Source organism: Brevibacillus sp. 7WMA2 (assembly GCF_010748895.1).
Lineage (GTDB): Bacteria > Bacillota > Bacilli > Brevibacillales > Brevibacillaceae > Brevibacillus_B > Brevibacillus_B halotolerans.
The window spans coordinates 1,203,918-1,228,769 of the sequence record NZ_CP048799.1 but is presented as its reverse complement, the minus strand read 5'-3'; the positions used below and the strand labels follow the sequence as shown (position 1 = coordinate 1,228,769).

The following is a 24,852-nucleotide window of genomic DNA, read 5'->3' as shown; positions in this document are numbered from 1 at the left end:
TTTTTTGTTGTAGGTTGCTACACAGTCTTTTTGGTTTTTCCTTTTAAAAGTTTGCTATATTCTAGTAAAAGAAATAGATATGATGAAATACGGGGGCTAAAGAATGGCAAAAACGCAACGTTTGATTGAAATTATGATGACGATGAATGCGAAGAGAAAATTCACGGCACGGGAATTGGCAGAGGAATTCAAGGTTTCGTATCGCACCATTTTACGTGACTTAAATGAACTAAGTGTAATGGGAGTTCCTATCTATTCAGAGGTGGGAGCAGGGGGTGGCTATTATTTATTACAAGATCGCATGCTGCCTCCTATTTTCTTTAAAGAAACAGAAGCAACTGCTATGTTTTTTGCTTATCAATCGTTGCAATTTTTTGATTCCCTCCCCTTTCAAACAGAAACGAAAGCAGCATTAAAAAAGTTTTATCACTATCTATCAGAAGATGTGAAGGAACGCATTGACCAAATGCGAGACAGAGTTGTTTTCTGGAATCCTACGTACGCTCAATCTTCTCATCATTTAGAAGTCTTGCTTGAAGCAGCCATGGATCAATCCATTCTGACTATTCAATACGATGGTAAAAAGGGAATAACCAAGAGAAGAATTCAACCAATCGGCTTGTATAGCTACAATGGATTTTGGTATTGCCCAGCTTATTGTTTACAGCGACAAGCGTATCGACTGTTTCGGGCAGATCGGATTACGCAAGCAGAAATAAGCGATCCTGATACAGCTACTTTAAAGCAGATTCAATCGCAAGCAGATTGTGAAAAAAGGGCCCCCATACAGAATAAATCGGGAAAGGATAAACTACGTTATTGCTCCATCATGGATTGGCTTATAAACAGTGAACAAAACGGGAAAAATCTCGTTCCTTTTGTCGTCGAGCTGACAAGAGACGGTACACGACAAGCGAAATCGATATTAGATTTAGTCCGGGTGGTTGAAGAGCGCAGCGATGGGACAGGCTGGATCGATACAAGGATTCCGCGTACTGAAATTCCCTTCTATGCTGAGCTTGTTTGGAATCTAGGCATGGAGGCGATGGCGAAGGAGCCGCAAGAACTTATTTCTTATGTGAGGGAAAAGATTACAAAAATGGCGGAGCATTATCGGTAAATAAACTTTTTTCATGCGTTCCATTATGACAGAGTTTGTCACTATTAGCTGTTAGAATCAAGAAGAGAAATCTAATAGACTAAAGAGGTGTAAAGCATGTCCAATGTTGTGAAGTTACGGGATGAGTTATTTCATCAGATGAAAGTAGCTATGAAAAGTACAATTTTACTTCTTCAGAAGATTAAAGAAGAGGATTGGGGGTATCGACCTGCTCCGAACATGCGTACTCTACACGAATTAGCCTGTCATCTAGTAGCAATTCCTGAGGTAGACCTTCTTATTATGCAGGAGAAAGGAGAGGATACCATAAGACAGATTGAACAAAAATACAACACATTAGATACGGCCAAGTCCCTGGCACAAGAGATGGAACAAGGATACCAGATGTGCATCTCTTATCTGTTAGCTATGTCAGAAGATGAGTTTTTCAACAAGAAAACAACTCCTTTTTATCATGAACACTCTGCTTCTCAGGCTCACTGGTTTACGGAGAGCGTTACCCATATGTTCCATCATCGCTCACAGTTATTTACTTATTTAAAATTGCGAGGATATGAGGTGAGCATGTTTGATTTGTATGTTGAATAAAGAGTGGTGTGTGAATGCTTGTAACAGATGCTGCTAAAGGCTTGTTACTATGGAAGATGTTAATTTTTATGCTGAAAGCTGAATGTAATAATAAAAGATAGATGAATGCTGGGGAGATGTGCATCCATGAGTCAACCTACAAGAAAAAAAGTTCGTGAGCTAGGAATCGTGATTGGAACGTTGCCAACAGGAAGGAAAAATTGCATTACAGATGTTAGCGGTGTAAAAGTTGGTCATGTAACCATAGATCGACCGCTAGATGATGGCACGCAAGATTATGCATGTACCGGTGTTACCGCCATTTTGCCTCATGGGGGCAATTTATTTTTGGAAAAAGTGACAGCAGCAAGTTATGTTATCAACGGATTTGGCAAAACAACAGGTCTTGTACAGGTAAATGAATTAGGAGTGCTGGAGTCGCCAATCATGCTGACTAATACGTTTTCGGTGCCGGCAGTTACGCAAGGGACCTTACAGGAAATGCTAGCACAAAATCCTGAGATTGGTGATACGACAGGTACGATTAATGTGGTAGTTGGTGAATGTAATGACGGTTATCTCAATGCTATCCGTAGATGTGTTATTCAACCAGAAGATGCTAGAGCAGCGATTATGAATGCGACGGAGAATCAATCCGAAGAGGGAGCTGTCGGCGCTGGAAAAGGTATGGTTTGCTTTGGGTATAAAGGCGGGATAGGGAGTTCTTCTCGTCTCGTCCAGATAGATGGTAAGGAATATTCAGTTGGTGTACTTGTGCTAAGCAATTTTGGAAAAAAAGAAGAATTTCAAAGAGATAAATATCAACAACAATTGGCAAATGTACAGCGTTCCTCCAATGCTATTGAACATACGTCGGATGGCTCAATCATGATTGTCCTTGCTACCGATGCCCCCGTCAATGAGCGGCAATTGCTACGTTTGGCCAAGCGTTGTGCCATCGGACTTGGGAGAACAGGTAGCTATTATGGTCATGGTAGCGGAGATATTGTGATTGCTTTTTCAACCGCACATAAAATTCCACATCATAGTGATCATTTTGTAGAAAAACGAATGCAGCTACGTGAGGATCATCCTGTAATGAATCTATTGTTCACTGCTGCAAGTGATGCGACAGAGGAAGCAATTCTTAACTCATTATCTAAAGCCAGAACAACGAAGGGACGTAATGGAAGAGTTGTTGAGGAATACGTATTCACATAAACAAAGATGATGGAGGAAGGAATTATTTGTTAGCTAAGATGGTTTGACATGAAACTAAATGGTGTCATATAATCACAAAGTGAAACCAAATCGTTTCGAATAAACGTGTTATAGATTTATCTCCTTAAGATTGCCAACCGGGGATAGTTTGGCACGAATCGAACAAAATAATTCATGATGTGGAAGATTTTGTTGTATAACCAAAAATGGATATGGGTCAGCTTATATTTACTTGGCGACAAATATCAGATAAGTAACAAATTGATGGAGGTAATAAATGCAAACGAATCAATCAAACAAGATTCCTGAGATTCGCCAAACAATCGTGTGCAATGCACCAATTGAGCGAGTATGGGAAGCTGTTGCGACATCAGAAGGAATTGCTGCATGGTTTATGCCTAATGATTTTAAGCCAATCAAGGGGTATGAGTTCCAGTTGAATGCTGGCCCTTTTGGTATGTCTCCTTGTAAGGTAATGGAGCTTGATCCGCCTAAGCGTCTTTCCTTTACATGGGGAAAAGATTGGACCGTTACTTTTGAACTAACTACCTTAGAGGATGGAACAACAGAGTTTACGCTGATTCACAGCGGCTGGGACCCAGATACAGTCACCGAGTTTGGTGAAACCCATATCGTCGTGCGAGACAGAATGGCAAATGGCTGGGTAGGCTTACTGAAAGCATTACGTACTCACGTCGAGGCGTAATATGAGTGCACCAGCTCACAAGTATGATGTGTTTCAAGCCATTGCTGACCCAACGCGACGGCAGCTACTGGAATTGTTAGGTGATCAGGAGCTGTCTGTTACCGCAATCAGTAGCCATTTTCCGATGACTCGGACAGCAGTTTCTAAGCATTTACGGATATTAACAGAGGCTGGGCTACTCACGGAAAGAAAAGTGGGACGTGAAACAAGGTATCGACTTAAAGCAGATCCATTACTTGAATTGAAGAAGTGGCTCGAATACTATGAACGATTCTGGGAAAATAAATTGTCTGCGTTGAAACGTTATGTAGAAGCAGAAGAATAAGGCAGTGGAAGAAAGAGGTCGTTAAATAGCGGCCTTTTTCTGTTTTTGTATAGCCTTGCAGGAAGATTTACTTTCTGAGATAGCTAAAAAATATTTATAAGTGAAAGCAGACTAGGCGTTCAGGGTTACATAAAACTGTGAACAAACGAATAGAACAAATGTTCCTACACCGGAGAAAACGGCATTTTTCTTAGATACAACTGGATTATTTTAAAGGTTTTCATGTATATAAATGGATTTGTATACTGTTATTTACAAATTATTAGGCCGAAAATCTTCATTTTGTTCAATCGTAAAAGGGATGAAGAATAACCAGCATAATCATACTTTGCTTGTCTTAAAGCACCTGCTGATAACACAAAAAGCCCATAAATATAAGCATTTTACGAAGTTAGTTGATTTTGTTTCCGAGGAGCAGGAGCTAGAAAATCATAAAACAGAACTAATGTTCGCACCCCGGTAATTTCATCATTTTAGAGAGAAATCACTCTCATGAACATATTTATATCAGGAAAAAATTAGGAACGGACAGCTTGAGAGAAAAATCTGTAACACAATGCTATCAGGGAAGACCGTACATAGCCTGTAGAAACAGGTCAGGTAGGGAACCCAGATTATGTTGATGGAATTTTTATCAGAAAAGTTGAATTTATATAATAATTGGTGTAAAATTCTATCAAGTGATAGTTTCATCTATCAAAAAATGAACCGATCAAAAAGAAAGAGGGGCCTTCAAGATGAAAAATGCCAGATCAGCGACAAAGGAGGCTAGGCTTAATGCCATTTTGGATGCGGCTACAGAATTACTAGTCGAAAAGCCAACTGCATCTTTGAATGAAATTGCCGAATATGCCGGTATCGGCATTGCGACTCTGCACAGATACATCGAAAATAGGGATCAATTGATCCTGCAACTAGGATTAAGATCTTCTCAGGTGTTCAGAGAGACGATAAAGCAAATTCCGTTAGACGAGGAAAACATCGAATCCTATATTTCACAATTGGTTGAGGCGTTAATTCCACTCGGGGCTAAGATTTATTTTCTAGCACATGAATCTACGCTGTATTACAGTCAAGAGATGATTGAAACTGAGGAGGAGGTAAAGGAACCTATTCGACACTCCATTCAGGTATTGCAACGCAAAGGTTACCTCCGTGCCGATATGAACAGCGAATGGATTTTGAATGTCCTGTACTCACTTCTCTTTATGACATGGCAGCAGGTTCAAGAAGGTCATATTGCGAAAAGATCGGCCGCGTCACTTCTTTTAGACACACTTTATCATGGTTTTAAACAAGAAAAATCATAAGCAGATTTGATGATGCGTAGCAGGGTAACTACACTTTCGCGAATGAATCTGAAAGGATGTTTGTGATGAAAGAAGTAGGATATATTCCGCAACCCAAAACGTATGGTCCGCTTGGCAATTACCCCTTAATAGACAAAGATACACCGACACTTTCACTCTGTAAACTTGCAGAAGAGTTCGGTCCAATCTACCGATTAACCCTTTCTGGAAGTTCAAGCTTGGTTATTTCTGGTCATAAACTAGCGACTGAGGTTTGTGACGAGTCGCGTTTCTTCAAAAACATTACAGGTGATTTGGAAAATGTTCGTGCCTTTAGTGGAGATGGTTTATTTACGAGCAGGATTGAGGAGCCTAATTGGCAAAAGGCCCATAATATCCTCCTACCTACTTTTAGTCAACAAGCAATGAAAGGATACCATTCAATGATGGTGGATATTGCCTTGCAGTTGATCCAAAAATGGGCACGTCTTAATCCTAATGAAAGTATAGATGTTCCTGGCGATATGACTCGACTTACATTGGATACGATTGGGATATGCGGCTTTAATTATCGCTTTAATAGTTTTTATAGAGAAACACACAGCCCTTTTATCAACAGTATGGTTCGCGCACTTCAAGAAGCGATGCATCAGAGTGGAAGATTGAAAATTCAAAACACATTAATGGTGGGAACCAGACGTCAGTTTACCCAAGATATTGAAACGATGTTTTCATTAGTAGACAAAATCATCGAGGAACGAAAGGCGAATGGCGATCAGGGTGAAATCGATTTGCTTACCCGCATGCTTAACGGGAAGGACCCGCAAACTGGAGAGAGACTGGATGACGAAAATATCCGGTATCAAATCATCACATTTTTAATAGCAGGACATGAAACAACAAGCGGCTTATTATCATTTGCTCTCTATTTTTTGCTGAAAAACCCAAAGGTGCGAGAAAAAGCGTACCAGGAAGTGGATCGGGTATTAACCGGTGTATCTCCATCGTATCAGCAGGTTCTACAACTTACATATGTGCGTATGATTTTACAGGAATCTTTACGTTTATGGCCAACAGCCCCGGGATTTGAACTTACCGCTCGGGAAGATACAATCATTGGAGGGAAGTATGCCATAAAAAAAGGCGAAGTTGTTGCATTACTCTTACCCCAGCTTCATCGAGATAAAGATGCTTGGGGAGATGATGCTGATGAATTTCGCCCCGAGCGATTTGAGGACCCTGATAAAGTCCCCCATCATGCCTATAAACCTTTTGGAAATGGTCAACGAGCCTGCATTGGGATGCAATTTGCATTGCATGAAGCCACTTTAGTTCTAGGTATGATTCTCCAGAACTTTGAATTAATTGATCATACGAACTATCAGTTAAGCATTCAACAAACATTAACGATCAAACCAGAAGAATTTTACATACGTGTCAAACAGCGAAAGAAACAGAAGCTAGACCAATCTAGCCAAGAGCCAGAAGTAGGAGCTGTAAACATACGAGGGACAGATAGTCGATGGGAACAGATTAAAACATCCATAGCTAGGGTCAACCATGCATCTTTATTAATCCTTTATGGGTCAAATTTAGGCACAGCAGAGCGTACCGCACGAGAGCTTTCTACTAATGCGGGTTCGCTCGGTATCAGAAGTGAGATGGCACCGCTTGATGATTGGCTAGGAAAGTTACCGAAAGAGGGAGTCGTACTGATCGTTACCGCTTCTTATAATGGAAAGCCCCCTAATAATGCCCGAAAATTCGTGCAATGGTTGGAAGGAGTAGAGGCAGGTGCGCTTCAAGGAGTTACGTATGCGGTTTTTGGATGTGGAGACCGCAATTGGGCAAATACCTATCAAGACGTCCCGAGATTTATTGATGAGCAGCTTACTTTAAAAGGAGCAAAAAGGCTTTCGTTGCGAGGCGAAGCTGACACTAGCGGAGACTTCGAAAAACAGCTAGAAGACTGGCAGAAGCGTATGTGGCTTGACGTCATGGAGACTTTTATTCTACAGGAAAACCTTGAGGAAAAAGATCACGGAACCCTTACGATTCAATTTATGAATGACTTGTCAGATGTACCGCTCGCCCTCAAATATAATGCTGTCTATGCCTATATAAAAGAAAACCGGGAACTTGAGAGTGCTAATTGTGGGCGAAGCATCCGGCAAGTAGAAATCATACTGCCAGATGGTCTTAACTATCAGGAGGGGGATCAAATCGGGGTATTACCGAAAAATAGGAAGGAGCATGTCGAACGAATTTTACAACGCTTTGGCTTAAACGGGAACGATCACTTGATTATGAGGGCAGATGGACGTAACATAGCCCATCTTCCGCTGGATCGACCAGTACGACTTGATGATTTGCTGAGTCAAAATGTAGATCTGCAAGCAACCGTGACTCATGCACAGCTACGTGAGCTTGCAGCTTACACGGTTTGTCCTCCACATAAACGTGAATTGGAGGCTTTGTTAGATGAGATTACCTATGAACAGCAGGTAGAGAAGAACGGGATGTCGATGCTAGAACTGCTTGAAAAATATGAAGCCTGCGAGATGCCCTTCGAAAGGGTTATCGAGCTGTTGCCCCCGCTTCAGCCGAAATATTATACGATATCGAGTTCTCCAGAGAACAGTCCCCATCAGGCTAGTATTATGATAGGAGCTGATTCTCTAGAAAGTGAATGCGGAGTACATCTGGGAATGCTCGATCATTACTTAGCTGATTGCCGCCCAGAAGAGAAAATTATAATGTTCATCAGTACACCAGAATCTTAATATCCAACTCCTGAAAACATTCAAGAACACCGGCTATTATGGTCTGAAAAGAAGTGCAAGCTTTCTAACTGTATATTCAATTCCCAACGAATATCCTATATGGAATAGGGACAGTTGAGCACAGTTAGTCTGATTTGCAATGTAGCTTACACGCTTTATATGAGCTACTCTTTCCACGTAATTTTTTGAATACATTGCCCTACCTGCATGGGAATGAATGAGTCATCTACGTCAGGAATAAGCTCGGGTTTGAGCAGTTGATGCTTTTTCATCTGATAGTAATCAAATAAGGCTTGTTCTAAAGTCATGTGATTTTGAATCAAAAAAACAGGACTAAGTAAACTTGGCAGGAGTAGCTCGTCCTGAGCGATTACTAAAGAAGGATTAACGGAAAGGAACACACCTTCTCTATGACCAGCTTCATAAAAAGCTTTAATATGATCGTTACGAGCTTTTTGCGCCTCAACAATTCGCTGGTATAAATGAGGATACATGCTTTTTAATTCCTGTAATAATAAATCTGATAAAAAAATAGCCAGAACCACCGAGTTTTCAAAAACCTTTTGGAAGCGGCGTACGAAAGAAGCGGATTCGTTATCAGATAAGTCATGAAGGTTCTCAAGGATATAATCAACGTACACTTCTACTGTCGCTTCTAAGATTTCTGTTCGAGAAGAAAAATATTTATACATCGTTGCTTTGCTTATATCCATATATTTTGCAATGTCTTCCATTTTCAAAGAGCTGATCCCTTGCTTTTTAAGAAAGGGAAGTAGACGAATAATCAATTCTTTTTTCGTCTCTTGCTCATTTTTACGTGATCTGCCTCGAGTGTTTGTCACTTCAATGCCTCCCAATCTAAAACATCAAATTACATTATAACGTAAAATTAGCTATTACACATATAACTGCTATTTAACTAAACGAAATACACAAAAAAAGTTTAATTAATTCATTTTGTATGATAATATAAGGTTGCAAAGGTAACGTTTCCTAATAAGTAGGGAGGGTATTCTAATGAGTGAAGCAGTTAATAATCAGATTTTACTTTCTAGTCGGCCAGTTGGCGTTCCAACAAGAGATAATTTCACCTTCATCAAATCCTCTATTCCTGAAGTCAATGACAATCAGCTTTTAATACGTACTCTATACCTATCTGTTGATCCCTATATGAGGGGGAGAATGAATGATCAAAAATCTTATATACCCCCATTTCAGCTAGATCAAGTGATAACCGGTGGAGTAATTGGAGAAGTAATAGAAACGAAGTCCTCAGAATTTCAAGTCGGGGATGTTGTCCTTGGTCTATTGGGATGGCAAAATTACTCCGTGGTTGATGCTGGAGAAGTACAAAAAATCGATACAAATATAGCACCAACTACAACCGCATTGGGTGTACTTGGAATGCCTGGAATGACCGCTTATTTTGGTCTATTGGACATCGGCCAACCACAGGCAGGGGAAACCGTAGTTGTTTCAGGGGCCGCAGGAGCGGTGGGAATGCTTGTCGGGCAAATAGCAAAAATCAAAGGGGCACGTGTTGTAGGGATTGCTGGTTCTGATGATAAAGTTCAGTATGTAACAGAAGAGCTCGGATTTGATGCCGCAATTAATTATAAAACAACACCAAATATGCAACTAGCATTAGAAAAAGCTTGCCCAAACGGGGTAGACGTTTATTTTGATAATGTGGGTGGTCCGATATCAGATGCCGTTCTGAGCTTGATTAATCAGGGAGCGCGAATTCCTCTCTGCGGTCAGATTTCTCTCTACAATTCAGAGAAGCAGGATATTGGACCTAGGGTTCAGGTGCAGCTCCTCAAGAAAACAGCTACTATGAAAGGTTTTTTGGTGACTCAATATACAGATCGTTATCATGAGGGAATGACACAGATGGCCCAGTGGATCAAGGAAGGAAAAATAAAATATTCCGAGAATATTGTAGAAGGTTTGGAGAATGTACCGGAAGCTTTCCTTGGGCTATTTACTGGAGAGAACACTGGTAAGCAATTGGTAAAAGTTTCTGATTGTTAAAAAATGTAATATAAGAAACGAAGCTTATATCCTTCATAAAGAAAAACCAGGCTTTCAATAGAAGGTCTGGTTTTTTTAGTAAGTAATCATGGAACCGCTTGTCAAACTCAAAATATTATGGAATAAATCTTTATATGATGAATGAATTTAGTTTTGGATATTGTAATTTTATGTAACTTATTGTAAATTTAATCCAAGATGAGCATTTGTAAAATAAAGCAATTTGCTGAAATGCATGTTATGGCTGTAATGCTTACACATCCATCATGGAAATGTAAGATAAAATTACAAAAAGTTGATGTTAACTGTCGATTTGCTCGATATAGTATAAATGAGGTTGTAGCTTGATAATACGATAATATACCTCTTTTTATAAGATGGCGAGACCTTTTATAATCTCCAAGATCAATGATTCTTTTTTCCTCTATGAAACACTCCTTGATTACTATAATTACGATCCAAAATTCCTTTTGTTCTGCTTTTCTAAAAAGTGATATCCCACAGAGTAAAATCTACGAATAGAACGGGGGTTAGGTGCTGAATATCATCGGCACAGATATATGAAAAAGAAGTATTTGTATATTTTTCAAGCATAGGAGGTTAAACTGTGATGATACACAGTCATTCGCTCACAACACCCTATCTATCTGACAAGACAATTCATCAGCTTTTTGAAAGCCAAGCTGAAAAAACCCCAGACAATCCTGCCATTATCTTAGAACAAGAAAAGCTTACCTATCAAGAGCTTAACTCCAAAGCAAATCAACTCGCACGATTATTGATAGAAAAAGGCGTTCAGACTGATCAAATTGTTGGTATTTTCATGGATCGATCGATAGAAATGGTTATTAGCATTCTAGCGATTTTAAAAGCTGGCGGGGCATATGTCCCGATCGACGTTGAATATCCGCAAGAGAGAATTCAATACATGCTAAAAGATAGTCAAACCAAAATAGTTTTAACCCAGCATGCTCTTATTGGTCTTATCCGCGAAGCTGATTTCCAAGGTCAAGTTATTACTTTTGAGGATCCAGCAATTATGATGCAAGCGGAATTAAATCTTAATTTGGACTGCAAGAGTACCGATTTAGCTTATGTAATTTATACATCCGGTACGACTGGAAATCCAAAGGGAACCATGCTGGAGCATAAAGGTATTGTAAATCTAATCGATTATTTCCAAAAAACACTTGAAATTACACCAAACGACCGAGTCGGGCAATTTGCCAGCATTTCCTTTGATGCATCTGTATCAGAGTTCTTTATGGCATTGCTAACAGGTGCTAGCTTATATATGATTTCTAAGGATACGATAAACGATTTTGTAAGCTTTGAAACATTTATGAACCAGCATAAAATTTCGATTATCACACTGCCACCCACGTATCTTATTCATTTGAACCCAGAGCGCATTTTATATTTGCGTAAACTCATCACAGCAGGTTCAGCCACCTCTTTTCCCCTAGTGAATAAATGGAAAGATAAAGTAACCTACATGAATGCATATGGTCCAACCGAATCGAGCATTTGTGCTTCCACCTGGATAGCAAAAACAGAAGACGCAGGGCAGCAGGCAGTCCCCATTGGTTCACCTATTCAAAATACACAGATTTATATTCTCAATCCAAATTTAGAAGAAGTACCTTTTGGAGAAACGGGTGAACTATGTATCAGTGGGATTGGACTAGCAAGAGGCTATTGGAATCGTCCAGAATTAACTTCCGAGAAATTTATTACTCATCCGTATCTACCCGGTGAAAAAATGTACAAAACAGGGGATTTGGCGAAGTGGCGTTCAGACGGGACCATTGAGTATATAGGACGTATGGATCATCAAGTAAAAATTAGGGGACACCGAGTGGAATTGGGAGAAGTAGAAACTGTTTTATTACGGTATCACAAGATTAGAGAAGCCGCTGTCATTGCTAAGAAAGATGAGCTGGAACAAGCTTATTTATGCGCCTATTTTGTCGAAACAGAGCAAGTCTCACCTGCTGAATTAAGAGAGCATGTTGCAAAAGACCTACCCGTATATATGATTCCTTCCTATTTTGTACGCTTGGATAAGATGCCACTAACTCCGAATGATAAAATTGATCGAAAAGCCCTGCCTGAACCACATGCCTCTCTACTTGATACAACAGAATTTGAAGCACCGACTACTGAAATAGAAGCCATCCTTGCAGAGATTTGGCAGAGTGTATTAGGGAATAAGAGAGTTGGTATTCATGATAACTTTTACGCTCTTGGAGGAGATTCAATTAAAGCGATCCAAGTAGCTGCTCGATTGTATGCCCATCAGCTAAAGCTTGAAACAAAGGATTTGCTCAAGCATCCAACCATTACAGAAATTGTCCCCCTTTTAAAGCAAACAAGTAAAAAGAGTGAGCAAGGCATTGTCGAGGGAGAAGTAGGATTAACCCCTATCCAGCAATGGTTCTTTGATCAACAATTTACTAACATGCATCATTATAACCAATCATATGTGCTTTCCCACCCGAATGGAATTGACGAGATACTCATCCGAAAGGTATTTGACAAAATGATTGAGCATCATGATGCTCTTCGGATGGTATATAAGCAAGTAAATGGAAGGATTAAACAGATCAATCGAGGGAAAACAGGTCCACTATACGACTTTTTCACATTTGACCTAAGATCTAATCAAGATGTGCAGCAAGCTATCTATGAGGAATCCTATCGTTTACACAGCCAAATAAATCTAAATGAAGGCCCATTAGTAAAGCTTGGATTATTTCATACCCAAAAGGGTGACCATTTATTTATTGCTATTCATCATTTGATAGTAGATGGTATTTCGTGGCGAATATTATTTGAAGATATTAGTACAGCTTATGCGCAAGTATTGGAATCAAAAGAGATAGCTTTACCAGAAAAAACGGATTCATTTCAGGAGTGGTCCTTGGAAATTGAGAAATATGCTACTAGTAAGGAGCTTTTACATGAAATTCCTTATTGGCAAGCGCTCGAATCTATTGCAAAACCTACTCCTCTCCCCAAAGATTTTGAGAATTCCTTAGTCAAACAAAATAGTATCCAGCATATGAAAATGGAATTGTCAGTGGAAGACACGGGACATTTATTAAAAAACGTGAATCATGCTTATCAAACAGAAATAAATGATATTTTACTATCCGGGTTAAGTCTTGCACTTCTGGAATGGGCTAAAGTAGATCAAATCCTCATAAATGTAGAGGGGCATGGACGAGAGGATATTATCGAACAAGCTAATATAGCACGAACAGTAGGCTGGTTTACTTGCCAATATCCTGTTCTAGTAAAGATGGATAAATCAGATGATTTGTCTTATCACATAAAGAGTGTTAAAGAGAATTTGCGGAAGATTCCGAACAAAGGGATCGGCTATGAAATCTTAAAATATAAAACTGCAAAAGAAATAAACACTTCTCTTTCCTTTTCTCTTCAACCTTCGATTACTTTCAATTATCTGGGACAATTCGATTCTGATCTGGAGGGTCAAGGTTTTACCCGTTCACCATATAGTCAGGGAAATTCTCTTGGTGCGGATGGGAAGAACAATATCAGTCCGGAAATGGAAAGCAATATGGTTTTACATATCACTGGGGTGATTGAGAATGGCAGGATGAATCTATCTTTTTCATATAGTGACCAACAATATAAGGAAGAGTCGATTAAACAGCTTGGCGATAAATACAAATATCACCTTCTACGCTTGATTAGACACTGTATGGAGAAGGAGGAAACTGAACGTACACCTAGTGATTTTAGTATAAAAGGTCTTGAACTGGAAGATGTGGACGATATTTTTGGTTTACTAGAAGAATCCATGAAGTAATCCCTAGAAGGATAGGTGACGAATGAAACGAGGTGTACTTACACTTTCCTGCTGTTATTTTTTTAATAAAAGTAAAAAATAGAAATGAGGAATGCTGGGTGAGTACTTTTAGGAGAGAACTGGTTCAGGATATGTATATACTATCTCCTATGCAAGAAGGGATGCTGTTTCATTCCTTACTAAACGGGGATAATAACTCTCATTTGGTACAGATGACGATCCACATTCAAGGAAAAATGGATGTTGATTTGTTTGCAAAAAGTTTACAAATGCTGGTATCCCGATATGACGTATTTCGAACAACGTTTTTGCATGAGAAAATGAAAAAGCCAGTCCAAGTCGTTTTGAAGGAACGCGCCATTCCCATTCAATTTCATGATTTGAGTTCCTTTGACGAGCGAACAAAAATGGAACAAGCGGATCAAATGAAAAGAAAAGACCAAGAAGCTACGTTTCATATAACCAAAGATCCTCTCATGAGAGTGATCATCCTACAAATGAAGGAAAATGAGTATCAGGTCATTTGGAGCTTTCATCATATTATTATGGATGGCTGGTGCTTCAGTATTATTTTTGATGAACTCATTCAGATGTATGATTCTTTAGTCGAAAATAAGCCTTTGTCACTACAACCAGTACAAGCATACAGCACCTTTATTGCATGGTTGGAGAAACAAGATCAAGAGACATCGCTTCAGTATTGGGCGGAATATATAAAAGATTATGAGCATCAAGCTGTATTGCCGAAAAAAGGTTCTTCTGGAGAAAAGTCAGCGTTTTTGCCAAAGCAATATCATTTTTCATTTGATCGTGCGCTAACGCAGCAGCTACAGCAAATCGCTAAAAATAATCAGGTGACCCTACCTGTCATTTTTCAAACCATTTGGGGACTAGCACTGCAAAGGTATAATTCGTCAAACGATGTAATTTTCGGCTCAGTTGTGTCGGGTCGTCCAACTGATTTACAAGGAATCGAGAGAATGGTTGGTTTATTCATTAATACTCTTCCTTTTCGCGTTCAAACAAGTGCAGAGCAAGCCTTTTGTGAAGTAGTAAAAGATGTTCATCAAAGAACGCTAAGCTTCCAACAGTACGAACATGTTCCTCTGTACGAGATTCAAAATCATTCTGAATTAAAACAAAACCTGTTTGATCATATTGTTGTTATTGAAAATTATCCATTAGTGGAAGAATTGAAAAAGAACAGTATCATGCAAAAGATTGGTTTTTCGGTTCTTTCGGTCGAGATGTTTGAGCCAACCAATTATGATTTAACCATTATGGTTCAGCCAAGAGAAGAACTTCATGTTCGATTAGATTATAATGCTTTCGTTTTTACTACAGCGTTTATGAAAAAAATGGAAGGACATTTGAAGCAAATAGCAGCATGCGTGGCAAATAATCCAAATGTGGCTGTAAAGGATATTACGATGCTTACGCAGGAGGAATATCAGCAGGTAGTTGTTGAGTTAAACGACACAGAGACTCCGTATCCAGATAAGACCATTCATGAGTTGTTTGCAGAACAAGTAGAGAAAACCCCTGATCAGATTGCTGTTGTTTTGGAAAATAAACGCCTCACATATAGACAGCTAGATGCAAAATCAAACCAATTAGCTCGATTTTTGAGAAACAAGGGAATTGGGCCAGATCGGCTTGTCGGACTTATGATGGATCGCTCGATAGAGATGATGATAGGTATACTAGGAATTCTAAAGGCGGGAGGAGCATTTGTACCGATTGATCCTGCATATCCAGCCGAAAGAATTAGCTATATGCTGGAGCATAGCGGCGTGCAAATCCTTCTGACACAGCAACATCTCATGTATAAAAATCCTACTTCAATAGAAATAGTAGATATCCAAGCTAGTAGCATTTGGTCAGAAAGCATGGACGATGTAGCAAACCTGAATTCCTCTCATGACCTGTTTTATATTATCTACACATCTGGAACAACAGGGAAACCAAAAGGGGTAATGCTAGAGCATAAGAATATGGTTAACTTAATGCAATTTACCTTTGCAACAACCAATATTTCGTATAAGGAAAAGGTATTACAATATACGACTTGTAGTTTTGATGTATGCTATCAGGAAATATTCTCTACACTATTAAGTGGGGGAGAGCTGTATCTCATTACCGAAGATACCAGACGTAATGTAGAGAAGCTGTTCACATTCATTGAACGGGAAAAAATAAGTATTTTATCACTGCCTAGTGCCTTTTTAAAATTCATTTTTAACGATAAAAGCTTTTCTAAGATATTTCCAACTTGTGTGAAACATATCATTACAGCCGGTGAGCAATTAGTGGTGACCCATGAGCTGAAGCGATATTTACGTAACAATCAGGTATATTTGCATAATCATTATGGCCCTTCAGAAACTCATGTTGTAACAACCTATACGATTGATCCTAACCATGAGATTCCTAAAATCCCGTCGATTGGTAAACCAATCTCAAACACTGGCGTTTATATTTTAGATAAAGAAAAGAAGCTACAGCCACACGGTATCGCAGGGGAATTATTTATATCAGGTGCCAATGTAGGCCGAGGATATATTCACAATTCAGAGCTGACTGCTGAAAAATTTAGTGCCAATCCTTTTAAACCAAAGGAAAGGATGTATCGAACGGGAGATTTGGCCCGTTGGTTACCAGACGGCAATATCGAATATTTAGGTCGAATAGATCAGCAAGTAAAAATACGCGGTCATCGGATCGAGCTTGGCGAAATCGAGTCACACCTGCTCAATCATAAGGATATTAAAGAAGCAGTTGTCATAGATCAAATGGATGAAAAACAGACAAAGCATATAGTCGCATATCTTGTTTTAAGCAAAAAAGTAAGTGATATGGATCTGCGCAACTATATGGGGAAAACTCTTCCTGACTATATGGTTCCTTCATTTTTTGTGTCAGTAGACAAAATTCCTCTAACTCCTAACGGAAAAATTGATAGAAGATCCTTGCCAAAACCTGAGGGAACGATTGGAGCAGATGTAGCCTATGTGGCTCCATCCACTGAATTAGAACAAAAGCTAGCTATTATTTGGCAGGGTGTACTAAGTGTTGCCAGGATTGGCGTCCATGATCAGTTCTTTTCACTCGGCGGCCATTCTTTAAAGGCAATGAGTCTTATCTCTCTCATCCAGAAAGAGTGTGGGATTGATCTTCCGTTACGAATATTATTTAAAACTCCAACGATCCAAGCCATTGCTAGATACTTGGAAAGTGGGGGTAAAGAGGTAGACGAGAGGTATATTTCTATACCACCAGTTTCAATCAGGGAATTTTACCCAGTGTCATCTGCACAAAAGCGTATGATTATTTTACACCAGCTCTCAAAGGAAGGTACGGGATACAATATTCCAACCGTCATGATGATAGAGGGCCCTCTACAATATAAACGTCTTGAATGGGCAGTTGAGAGATTAGTGGATCGCCATGAAATTCTACGGACTTCTTTTCATACCGTAAATGGCGAATCTGTCCAACGAGTGAATCCAACTGTCAACATGAAAGTAATGTTTTTGGAGGCAAAAGAAGAGCATATTGGCCTCATGATTGAGCAATTTATTCAGCCGTTCCCTCTTGAATCAGCTCCGTTAATACGAGTAGGTTTAGTTAAGGTGACGGAAGAGCGCCATTATTTACTTGTGGATATGCATCATATTATTTCAGATGGTGTATCTGCAAATATCTTTATACATGAATTAACCAAATTATATCAAGCTGAAACACTTCCTGAGCAACGAATCCAATATAAGGATTACGCTGTGTGGGAAAAGGACTTCTTCCAAACGGAAGCTTTTAACAAGCAAGAAGAGTACTGGCTGACTGCATTTTCAGAAGAAGTAGCACCTTTGAATTTACCGACAGATTATCCAAGGCCTACGATTCAAAGCTTTGAAGGTGATCGCTACTCTTTTGAAATGGAAAAGGAGCTAGTAGATGGCTTGTATCGAATTGCTCAAGAGACGCAAACAACTCTCTACATGGTTTTACTAGCAATTTACAATGTGTTGGTTTCAAAATATTCAGATCAAGAAGAGATTATGATAGGAACGCCAATAGCGGGAAGATCACATGCAGATACGAAAAGTCTATTAGGCATGTTTGTCAATACATTGGTGATGAGAAATAAGCCTGTAGGAAGCAAAACATTCTCTGAGTTCCTAGCGGACGTAAAAAATAATGCTTTGCTTGCTTTTGAACATGCTGATTATCCGTTTGAGCTTCTGGTAGAAAAAATAAAGCTCCCGAGGGATTTAAGTCGAAATCCCTTGTTTGATACCATGTTTATTCTGCAAAACACGGAGCATACCATTTTTGAATTAGACGAACTAAAATGTACGCCATATGTTCCAAAAGGAAAGCACGCTAAATTTGATGTCTCTTTAGAGGTAAGTGAAGGTAACAATACATTGAAGTGCTGCCTAGAGTACTCCACGAGTTTATATAAGAAAGAAACAATAGAAAGAATGGCAGGTCATTGGCTTCAAATCATCCGTACAGTAGTGCAGAATCCAGAGATTAGCCTGTCTGACATCGATATGTTAACAGAAGACGAGAAACAGAAATTGATCAAGCAATTTAATGATACGCAAGCTGAATTTTCTTCGGAGCATACGATCCAACAACTATTTGAACACCAGGTAGAAAGGCGATCCACTGGGGTGGCTGTTATTTTCGAGCAGGATCAGATGACCTATCAAGAAGTAAATGAAAAAGCAAATCGGCTTGCGAGATTACTATGCCAAAAAGGGGTTCGGCCTAATCAACTAGTTGGCATTATGGTTGAACGGTCATTTGATATGGTGATAGGCACGTTAGCGATCTTAAAATCAGGAGCAGCTTTCTTGCCAATTGACCCTGAATATCCAGAAGATCGTATCCGCTACATGCTTGAGGATAGTCAGGCAAAATGGGTGATTGCTCAACCACACTTGATGAATAAGGTTGCATGCGATGCTACGTATATTAATGTCTCGGAACCTATTTTAGCTGGTTTCGCTAGCACTAACCTTCCTCCTAACAGCCAACCAACTGATTTAGCATATGTGATTTATACGTCAGGTACAACAGGGAAACCAAAAGGAGTTATGCTAGAGCATACTGGCATAGCTAACCTTCAAGCATTTTTTGAAAATAGCCTAGGCATCGGTGAACAGGATTGCATTGGCCAATTTGCTAGCCATTCATTTGATGCTTCTGTTTGGGAAATGTTCATGGCTCTAACTACAGGTGCTAGACTAGCGATCATTTCAAAAGAGAAGATTTCCGATTTTATGAGATTCGAAGACTATGTTACTTGCAAAGGAGTTACCGTACTTACTTTACCACCAACCTATGCCATTCATCTTGAGCCAAAACATCTACCTACTCTACGTACTCTTATCACTGCAGGGTCTGCTACCTCATTTGGCTTAGTGGATAAATGGAAGGATAAGGTGAACTACATCAATGGATACGGTCCCACTGAAACCTCTGTTTGCGCGACATATTGGAAGGCAGAAGCAGAGAGTGAAGGAAATTCAGTTCCGATTGGTATTCCTATGCAAAACGCTCGCGTTTATATCGTAGATCAATATCTACAGCTTCAGGGGATTGGCGAGGTAGGCGAGATGTGCGTTGGTGGGGTAGGGCTTGCGAGAGGATATTGGAATCGACCAGAACTAACTGCTGAAAAATTTGTGGATAACCCATTTATACCCGGCGAAAAAATGTATAAAACCGGAGATTTAGCAAAATGGCTACCTGATGGAAACATTGAATACTTGGGGAGAATGGACCATCAAGTCAAAATACGTGGACATCGAGTAGAGCTAGGTGAAATCGAGAGTCTTTTATTACAGCATCCTGCCATACAAGAGGCTGTTGTTCTAGCACGTGATGACCATCAAGGGCAATCATATTTATGTGCTTATATCGTTTCAAAGGAACAAGTCACGGTAACTGAGGTAAGGGAGTATGTAGCAAATGAATTGCCAAACTATATGATCCCGTCCTATTTTGTGCACCTAGATAAAATGCCGTTAACTCCAAACGATAAGATTGATCGTAAGGCTTTACCCGAGCCTGATAAAAATCAGGATTCAGGAAAATCATTTGATGCCCCACGAAACAAGATAGAGGAATCACTAGTAGATATCTGGCAAGCTGTTTTAGGGATTGAAAAGATAGGTATAAGGGATAATTTCTTTGAATTGGGTGGTGACTCACTCAAAGCAATGTCGGTGATCACACAAGTCCATAAAGCATTCCAAATTGAGCTATCTTTACAAATTTTTTTTGAAGCTCAAATAATTGAAGCTCTTTCAGAGTATATCTCTTTATCTGAAAAACAGCTCTACACGCCTATCCCAACTGTTTCGCGCCAAGAATACTACCCCGTGTCGTCAGCTCAGAAACGGATGTACGTTCTTCATCAGCTTGAGGGGACAGGCATTAGCTACAATATGCCCGGAATGATGGTAATGGAAGGAGCTTTAGATAAGGATCGCTTCAAACGGGCATTGCAAGAAGTAATGAATCGGCATGAGAGCCTGAGAACTAGCTATCGGGTGGTGCAAGATCAAATCGTTCAGAGCATTCAGGAGCATGTAGAGTTTGACATGGAGTATATGCAAGCTCAACAACAGGAAATAAGTGAAATCTTCCAATCGTTTGTAAGGCCATTTGATCTTGCTGTCTCCCCATTATGTAGAAGCCGTCTCGTCAAGCTAGAAGAGGAACGACATTTGTTCCTGTTCGATGTTCACCATATTGCTTCAGATGGTACTTCGATTGGAATAATTCTGAGAGAGGTTGCTGATATTTATGAGGGCAAACAGCTTCCTCAACTGCCTATAACGTATAAAGACTTCTCTTCTTGGCAAAATGAATTTTTCTTAACGGATGCCATAAAAAAACAAGAAGAATATTGGTTGAACAGGTTTGCTGGCGAAATACCTGTGGTGAATGTACCGACAGATTATACCAGACCAGCCGTAAAAAGCTTCGATGGAGATCAGTTCATGATGAGAACGGGAAAAGAGATATTTGATGGTCTGCAAAAGGTAGCGGCTGGGGCAGGTACAACGCGTTATATGGTTTTGTTAGCAGCGTATAATGTTCTACTCTCCAAGTATTCTGAGCAGGAGGATATTATTGTTGGTACCCCTATTGCCGGTCGGTCACATGCTGATGTTGAAAATATGGTTGGGATGTTTGTTAATACACTGGCGATGAGAAATAAGCCGGTAGGGAATAAAACCTTTCAAGATTTTCTTAAAGAAGTAAGACAGAATGCCCTACAAGCCTACGAAAATCAGGATTATCCATTTGATGAGCTCGTAGAAAAATTGCATTTGGAAAGAGACCCAAGCAGAAATCCACTTTTTGATACGATGTTTATTCTTCAAAATGGCGATGTGGAAACAAGAGTCTTTGATCAGCTTGTGATGCGCCCATATGAACAAGGGGATACCCTAGGAGTATCAAAATTTGATATGGCGTTTCATATGACGGAAGGCCCAGACGAGATTGTATTCCGCATTGAATATAGTACAAAGCTATTTACCCATAAGACTGTTGAGAGAATGGCAGGCCATTTCCTGCAAATTATACGGACCATTATTGCTAACACAGAGGTTACTTTGTCTGATATTGACATGCTAACGGATGAGGAAAAACAACTGTTGCTAGTCCAATTTAATGACAATTCAGCCGTGTTCTCATCAGATCAAACGATTCATCAATTGTTTGAAGAGCAAGTAGAAAAGCATCCGCATGAAATAGCTGTTGTTAATGAACAGGTCCAATTGACGTATCAGGAATTAAACGCTAAAGCGAATCAGCTTGCAAGGCTACTCCGAGAAAAGGGCGCACAACCCAATCAATTAGTGGGCATCATGGTTGAACGGTCTCTAGACATGGTGATAGGTACCTTAGCGATTTTAAAATCAGGCGCGGCCTTCTTACCAATAGACCCAGATTATCCAAAGGATCGGATACGGTACATGCTAGAAGATAGTCGGACGAAATGGGTGCTTGCACAGCCTCATTTGATGAACGGTGTAGATTCAGATGCAGAATTTATCAATGTCTCCACGCAGCTACCAGCTACCATTGCTCCTACCAATCTAGTTTCTATCAGTCAACCAACCGATTTAGCGTATGTAATTTATACCTCTGGTACGACAGGGAAACCAAAAGGAGTTATGTTAGAGCACACCGGAATAGCAAATTTAAAAACGTTCTTTGAGGAGAATTTGGGCGTAACTAAAAAAGATCATATCGGTCAGTTTGCCAGCCAGTCATTTGATGCCTCTGTTTGGGAAATGTTCATGGCTTTAGTAACCGGGGGAAGGCTCGTTATCATTTCAAGGGACACCATTAATGATTTTGTCAAATTCGAGGAATTTCTGAACCAACAAAGGATTTCAGTTCTTACCTTACCGCCAACGTATGCTATCCATCTTCATCCAGAACATCTTTCTACATTACGAATACTGATCACGGCAGGTTCTGCTACATCGTTTGGCCTGGTCGATAAATGGAAAGACAAGGTAACCTATATTAATGGGTATGGCCCTACTGAAACATCTATTTGTGCTACGTACTGGAAAGCCTCTGAAAGATCAAGCATAGCTCAGTCTGTTCCGATAGGTGCTCCTGTTCAAAATGCACAAGTCTATATTCTAAATCAGCGCCATCAGCTACAGGGCATTGGAATAGCAGGAGAAATGTGTGTAGCAGGTGTAGGTCTAGCCAGAGGATATTGGAACCGACCAGAACTAACTGCTGAGAAATTTGTTACGAATCCTTTTAACCCAAGTCAAAAAATGTACAAAACGGGGGATTTAGCACGATGGCTTCCCGATGGTACCATCGAGTATCTTGGTAGAATCGATCATCAGGTGAAGATACGTGGACACCGAGTAGAGCTTGGTGAGATCGAAAGTCTTCTGTTATTGCATCATCAGATCAAAGAAGCAGCAGTATTAGCGCGTGAGGATGAGCAAGGACAATCTTATTTATGTGCCTATTTGGTTTCTGACGAAGCATTGTCTGTAGCCGAGATAAGGGGATATCTAGCAGATGATTTGCCCAGCTATATGATTCCATCCTATGTTGTACAGCTCGCTAAAATGCCGCTGACACCAAACGATAAGATTGACCGCAGAGCATTGCCTGAACCAAATAAAAATTTTGATACAAAAAAAGCATACGACGCTCCTCGAAACGAATTAGAACAATTGGTAACAGAGATTTGGCAAGACGTTTTAGGTATAGAGAAAATTGGAATTCGAGACAATTTCTTCGAATTAGGCGGAGACTCAATTAAGGCCATTCAAGTGCTGACTCGTCTGACTACTGCTGGTTGGAAATTAGAAATGAAAGATTTGTTCCAAAATCCAGCCATCGAGCATGTCATTTCTTATGTCACACCTAGCCATAAAAAAAGCGATCAGGGTGTAGTAGAAGGAGAAATAGAGCTCACGCCGATCCAGAGTTGGTTCTTCACAAATCAATTTACGGGAATGCATCAATGGAATCAAGCCGTTATGCTACACAGGGAAAAAGGCTTTGATCAAGAGGCAGTAGCACTCGCATTCCAAAAAATAGTAGAACATCACGATGCCCTACGTATGGTGTATAAACGTCAAAATAATAAAATCATTCAATGGAATCGGGGCATTGAGAATCATTTATTTGATCTTTACAGGTTTGATTTGGAAGAAGAAATCAATGTAGACAATAAAATCTTGGAGTTAGCCAATGAGATTCAAAGCAGTATTGATCTTACAGAAGGTCCATTGGTGAAAGTAGCGATTTTTCAAACAGGCACAGGAGATTATTTGCTGATTGTTATCCATCATTTAGTGATTGATGGTGTATCGTGGAGAATTTTGTTCGAAGACTTTTCTACCGCTTATTCGCAGGCACTTTTACATCAGGACATAACATTGCCGGATAAAACAGATTCAGTGAAAGACTGGGCTATTCAAATGCAAAAGTATGCCAATAGTGAAACAATCATCAAAGAAATGGAGTACTGGGAGAATCTAGAGAAAACAGCAAAGATGACGATGCTCCCAAGAGACTTTAACGAAGTAGAAAATACGCAGAAGAACACCCATCTTCTTAAAACTGAGCTTACGAGCGAACAAACAGAGAATCTATTAAGAAATGTAAATCATGCGTATCACACGGAAGTTAATGATATTTTACTGACTGCGGTAGGATTAGCCTTTAAAGACTGGGCTCATACCAATCAGGTGATTATTAACCTAGAGGGACACGGACGCGAGGATATTGGAAATGATATGAATATTTCTAGAACCGTAGGCTGGTTCACCTCTCAATATCCAGTTGTATTAGATTTGGACGAGTCGGAGGACATTTCGCTTCAAATTAAGCTTGTAAAAGAAAACCTGCGGCATATTCCAAAGAAAGGGATCGGATATGACATCCTGCGTTATCTAACGATTAAGGAGTTGCGACCTTCCCTATCGTTTGGTTTACAACCAGAGGTCAGCTTTAATTATTTAGGGCAATTTGATTCTGATGGAAAAGACGGTGTATTTGCACTTTCGCAAACCAATACAGGCAATTTGTTTAGTCCAGAATCTGAAAGACCATTTTTATTAGATATTTCATCTGTTGTTGAAGGACGAAAATTGCAAATTAGTATTGGATACAATAAGCTCCAATACAAGGAAGAGACAATTGCCACATTAGCAGAAACCTATAAAAAGTATTTGTTGCTAATCATTGAGCATTGCATGTCCAAGGAAGGAGGAGAATTAACCCCAAGTGATTTGGGCGATGATGATCTTTCATTTGAGGATTTAGAAAACATACTTGAGCTCATTTAATACATGATTCATGCGATTGTTCCTCCAATAGAGGATCACAGGCTATAGTTTCGTTGGAGGAACAACCTTTTTCTCTTTTCATATCACATAGCTGAGGTGCCAAT

11 protein-coding genes are annotated in these 24,852 nt (G+C 39.7%); 10 read left to right on the top strand and 1 reads right to left on the bottom strand.

All coding sequences use genetic code 11. The features are described 5' to 3' along the window. The first annotated feature begins 103 nt into the window (after positions 1 to 103). The 7 genes from GOP56_RS04745 to GOP56_RS04715 all read left to right on the top strand — a co-directional run bounded on the left by GOP56_RS04745 (position 104) and on the right by GOP56_RS04715 (position 8,011). Positions 104 to 1,120, top strand: coding sequence for a helix-turn-helix transcriptional regulator (locus GOP56_RS04745; RefSeq protein WP_163244676.1), 1,017 nt, complete (start codon positions 104 to 106; stop codon positions 1,118 to 1,120). Between the two features lie 96 nt (positions 1,121 to 1,216). Then, positions 1,217 to 1,708: a DinB family protein gene (locus GOP56_RS04740; protein ID WP_003339361.1), complete on the top strand. Its 492-nt coding sequence runs from the start codon at positions 1,217 to 1,219 to the stop codon at positions 1,706 to 1,708. 126 nt (positions 1,709 to 1,834) lie between these two features. Next, complete coding sequence (locus tag GOP56_RS04735) at positions 1,835 to 2,908, top strand: DmpA family aminopeptidase (RefSeq protein ID WP_163244675.1); 1,074 nt, start codon at positions 1,835 to 1,837, stop codon at positions 2,906 to 2,908. Between the two features lie 277 nt (positions 2,909 to 3,185). Next, positions 3,186 to 3,614, top strand: a complete 429-nt coding sequence (locus tag GOP56_RS04730) for an SRPBCC family protein (protein WP_003339359.1) — start codon at positions 3,186 to 3,188, stop codon at positions 3,612 to 3,614. Position 3,615: 1 nt separating this feature from the next. Then, a complete protein-coding gene (locus GOP56_RS04725; protein WP_064017443.1) occupies positions 3,616 to 3,939 on the top strand; it encodes an ArsR/SmtB family transcription factor in 324 nt (107 codons plus the stop codon). Positions 3,940 to 4,676: 737 nt separating this feature from the next. Continuing rightward, positions 4,677 to 5,249, top strand: a complete 573-nt coding sequence (locus GOP56_RS04720) for a TetR/AcrR family transcriptional regulator (RefSeq protein WP_163244674.1) — start codon at positions 4,677 to 4,679, stop codon at positions 5,247 to 5,249. A 65-nt stretch (positions 5,250 to 5,314) separates the two neighbouring features. Continuing rightward, positions 5,315 to 8,011, top strand: coding sequence for a cytochrome P450 (locus tag GOP56_RS04715; RefSeq protein WP_163244673.1), 2,697 nt, complete (start codon positions 5,315 to 5,317; stop codon positions 8,009 to 8,011). A gap of 164 nt (positions 8,012 to 8,175) precedes the next feature. Here GOP56_RS04715 and GOP56_RS04710 read toward each other — a convergent pair whose 3' ends face one another. Next, positions 8,176 to 8,853, bottom strand: coding sequence for a TetR/AcrR family transcriptional regulator (locus GOP56_RS04710; protein ID WP_163244672.1), 678 nt, complete (start codon positions 8,851 to 8,853; stop codon positions 8,176 to 8,178). Positions 8,854 to 9,028: 175 nt separating this feature from the next. Between GOP56_RS04710 and GOP56_RS04705 the strand changes: the two genes are divergently transcribed. The 3 genes from GOP56_RS04705 (at position 9,029) to GOP56_RS04695 (ending at position 24,748) form a co-directional block, all read left to right on the top strand. Continuing rightward, positions 9,029 to 10,045: an NADP-dependent oxidoreductase gene (locus GOP56_RS04705; protein ID WP_163244671.1), complete on the top strand. Its 1,017-nt coding sequence runs from the start codon at positions 9,029 to 9,031 to the stop codon at positions 10,043 to 10,045. Positions 10,046 to 10,655: 610 nt separating this feature from the next. Continuing rightward, positions 10,656 to 13,883 carry a non-ribosomal peptide synthetase gene (locus tag GOP56_RS04700; protein ID WP_163246806.1) on the top strand — a complete coding sequence of 1,076 codons (3,228 nt, stop codon included), beginning with the start codon at positions 10,656 to 10,658 and terminating at the stop codon, positions 13,881 to 13,883. 98 nt (positions 13,884 to 13,981) lie between these two features. Beyond that, positions 13,982 to 24,748 carry a non-ribosomal peptide synthetase gene (locus GOP56_RS04695; RefSeq protein ID WP_163244670.1) on the top strand — a complete coding sequence of 3,589 codons (10,767 nt, stop codon included), beginning with the start codon at positions 13,982 to 13,984 and terminating at the stop codon, positions 24,746 to 24,748. Positions 24,749 to 24,852: the final 104 nt, after the last annotated feature.

Excerpts from the sequence above, each read along its gene's own strand:
- GOP56_RS04715 (WP_163244673.1), top strand. The coding sequence starts at position 5,315 with ATGAAAGAAGTAGGATATATTCCGCAACCCAAAACGTATGGTCCGCTT.
- GOP56_RS04745 (WP_163244676.1), top strand. The coding sequence starts at position 104 with ATGGCAAAAACGCAACGTTTGATTGAAATTATGATGACGATGAATGCG.
- GOP56_RS04700 (WP_163246806.1), top strand. The coding sequence starts at position 10,656 with ATGATACACAGTCATTCGCTCACAACACCCTATCTATCTGACAAGACA.
- GOP56_RS04735 (WP_163244675.1), top strand. The coding sequence starts at position 1,835 with ATGAGTCAACCTACAAGAAAAAAAGTTCGTGAGCTAGGAATCGTGATT.
- GOP56_RS04725 (WP_064017443.1), top strand. The coding sequence starts at position 3,616 with ATGAGTGCACCAGCTCACAAGTATGATGTGTTTCAAGCCATTGCTGAC.
- GOP56_RS04740 (WP_003339361.1), top strand. The coding sequence starts at position 1,217 with ATGTCCAATGTTGTGAAGTTACGGGATGAGTTATTTCATCAGATGAAA.
- GOP56_RS04730 (WP_003339359.1), top strand. The coding sequence starts at position 3,186 with ATGCAAACGAATCAATCAAACAAGATTCCTGAGATTCGCCAAACAATC.
- GOP56_RS04720 (WP_163244674.1), top strand. The coding sequence starts at position 4,677 with ATGAAAAATGCCAGATCAGCGACAAAGGAGGCTAGGCTTAATGCCATT.
- GOP56_RS04705 (WP_163244671.1), top strand. The coding sequence starts at position 9,029 with ATGAGTGAAGCAGTTAATAATCAGATTTTACTTTCTAGTCGGCCAGTT.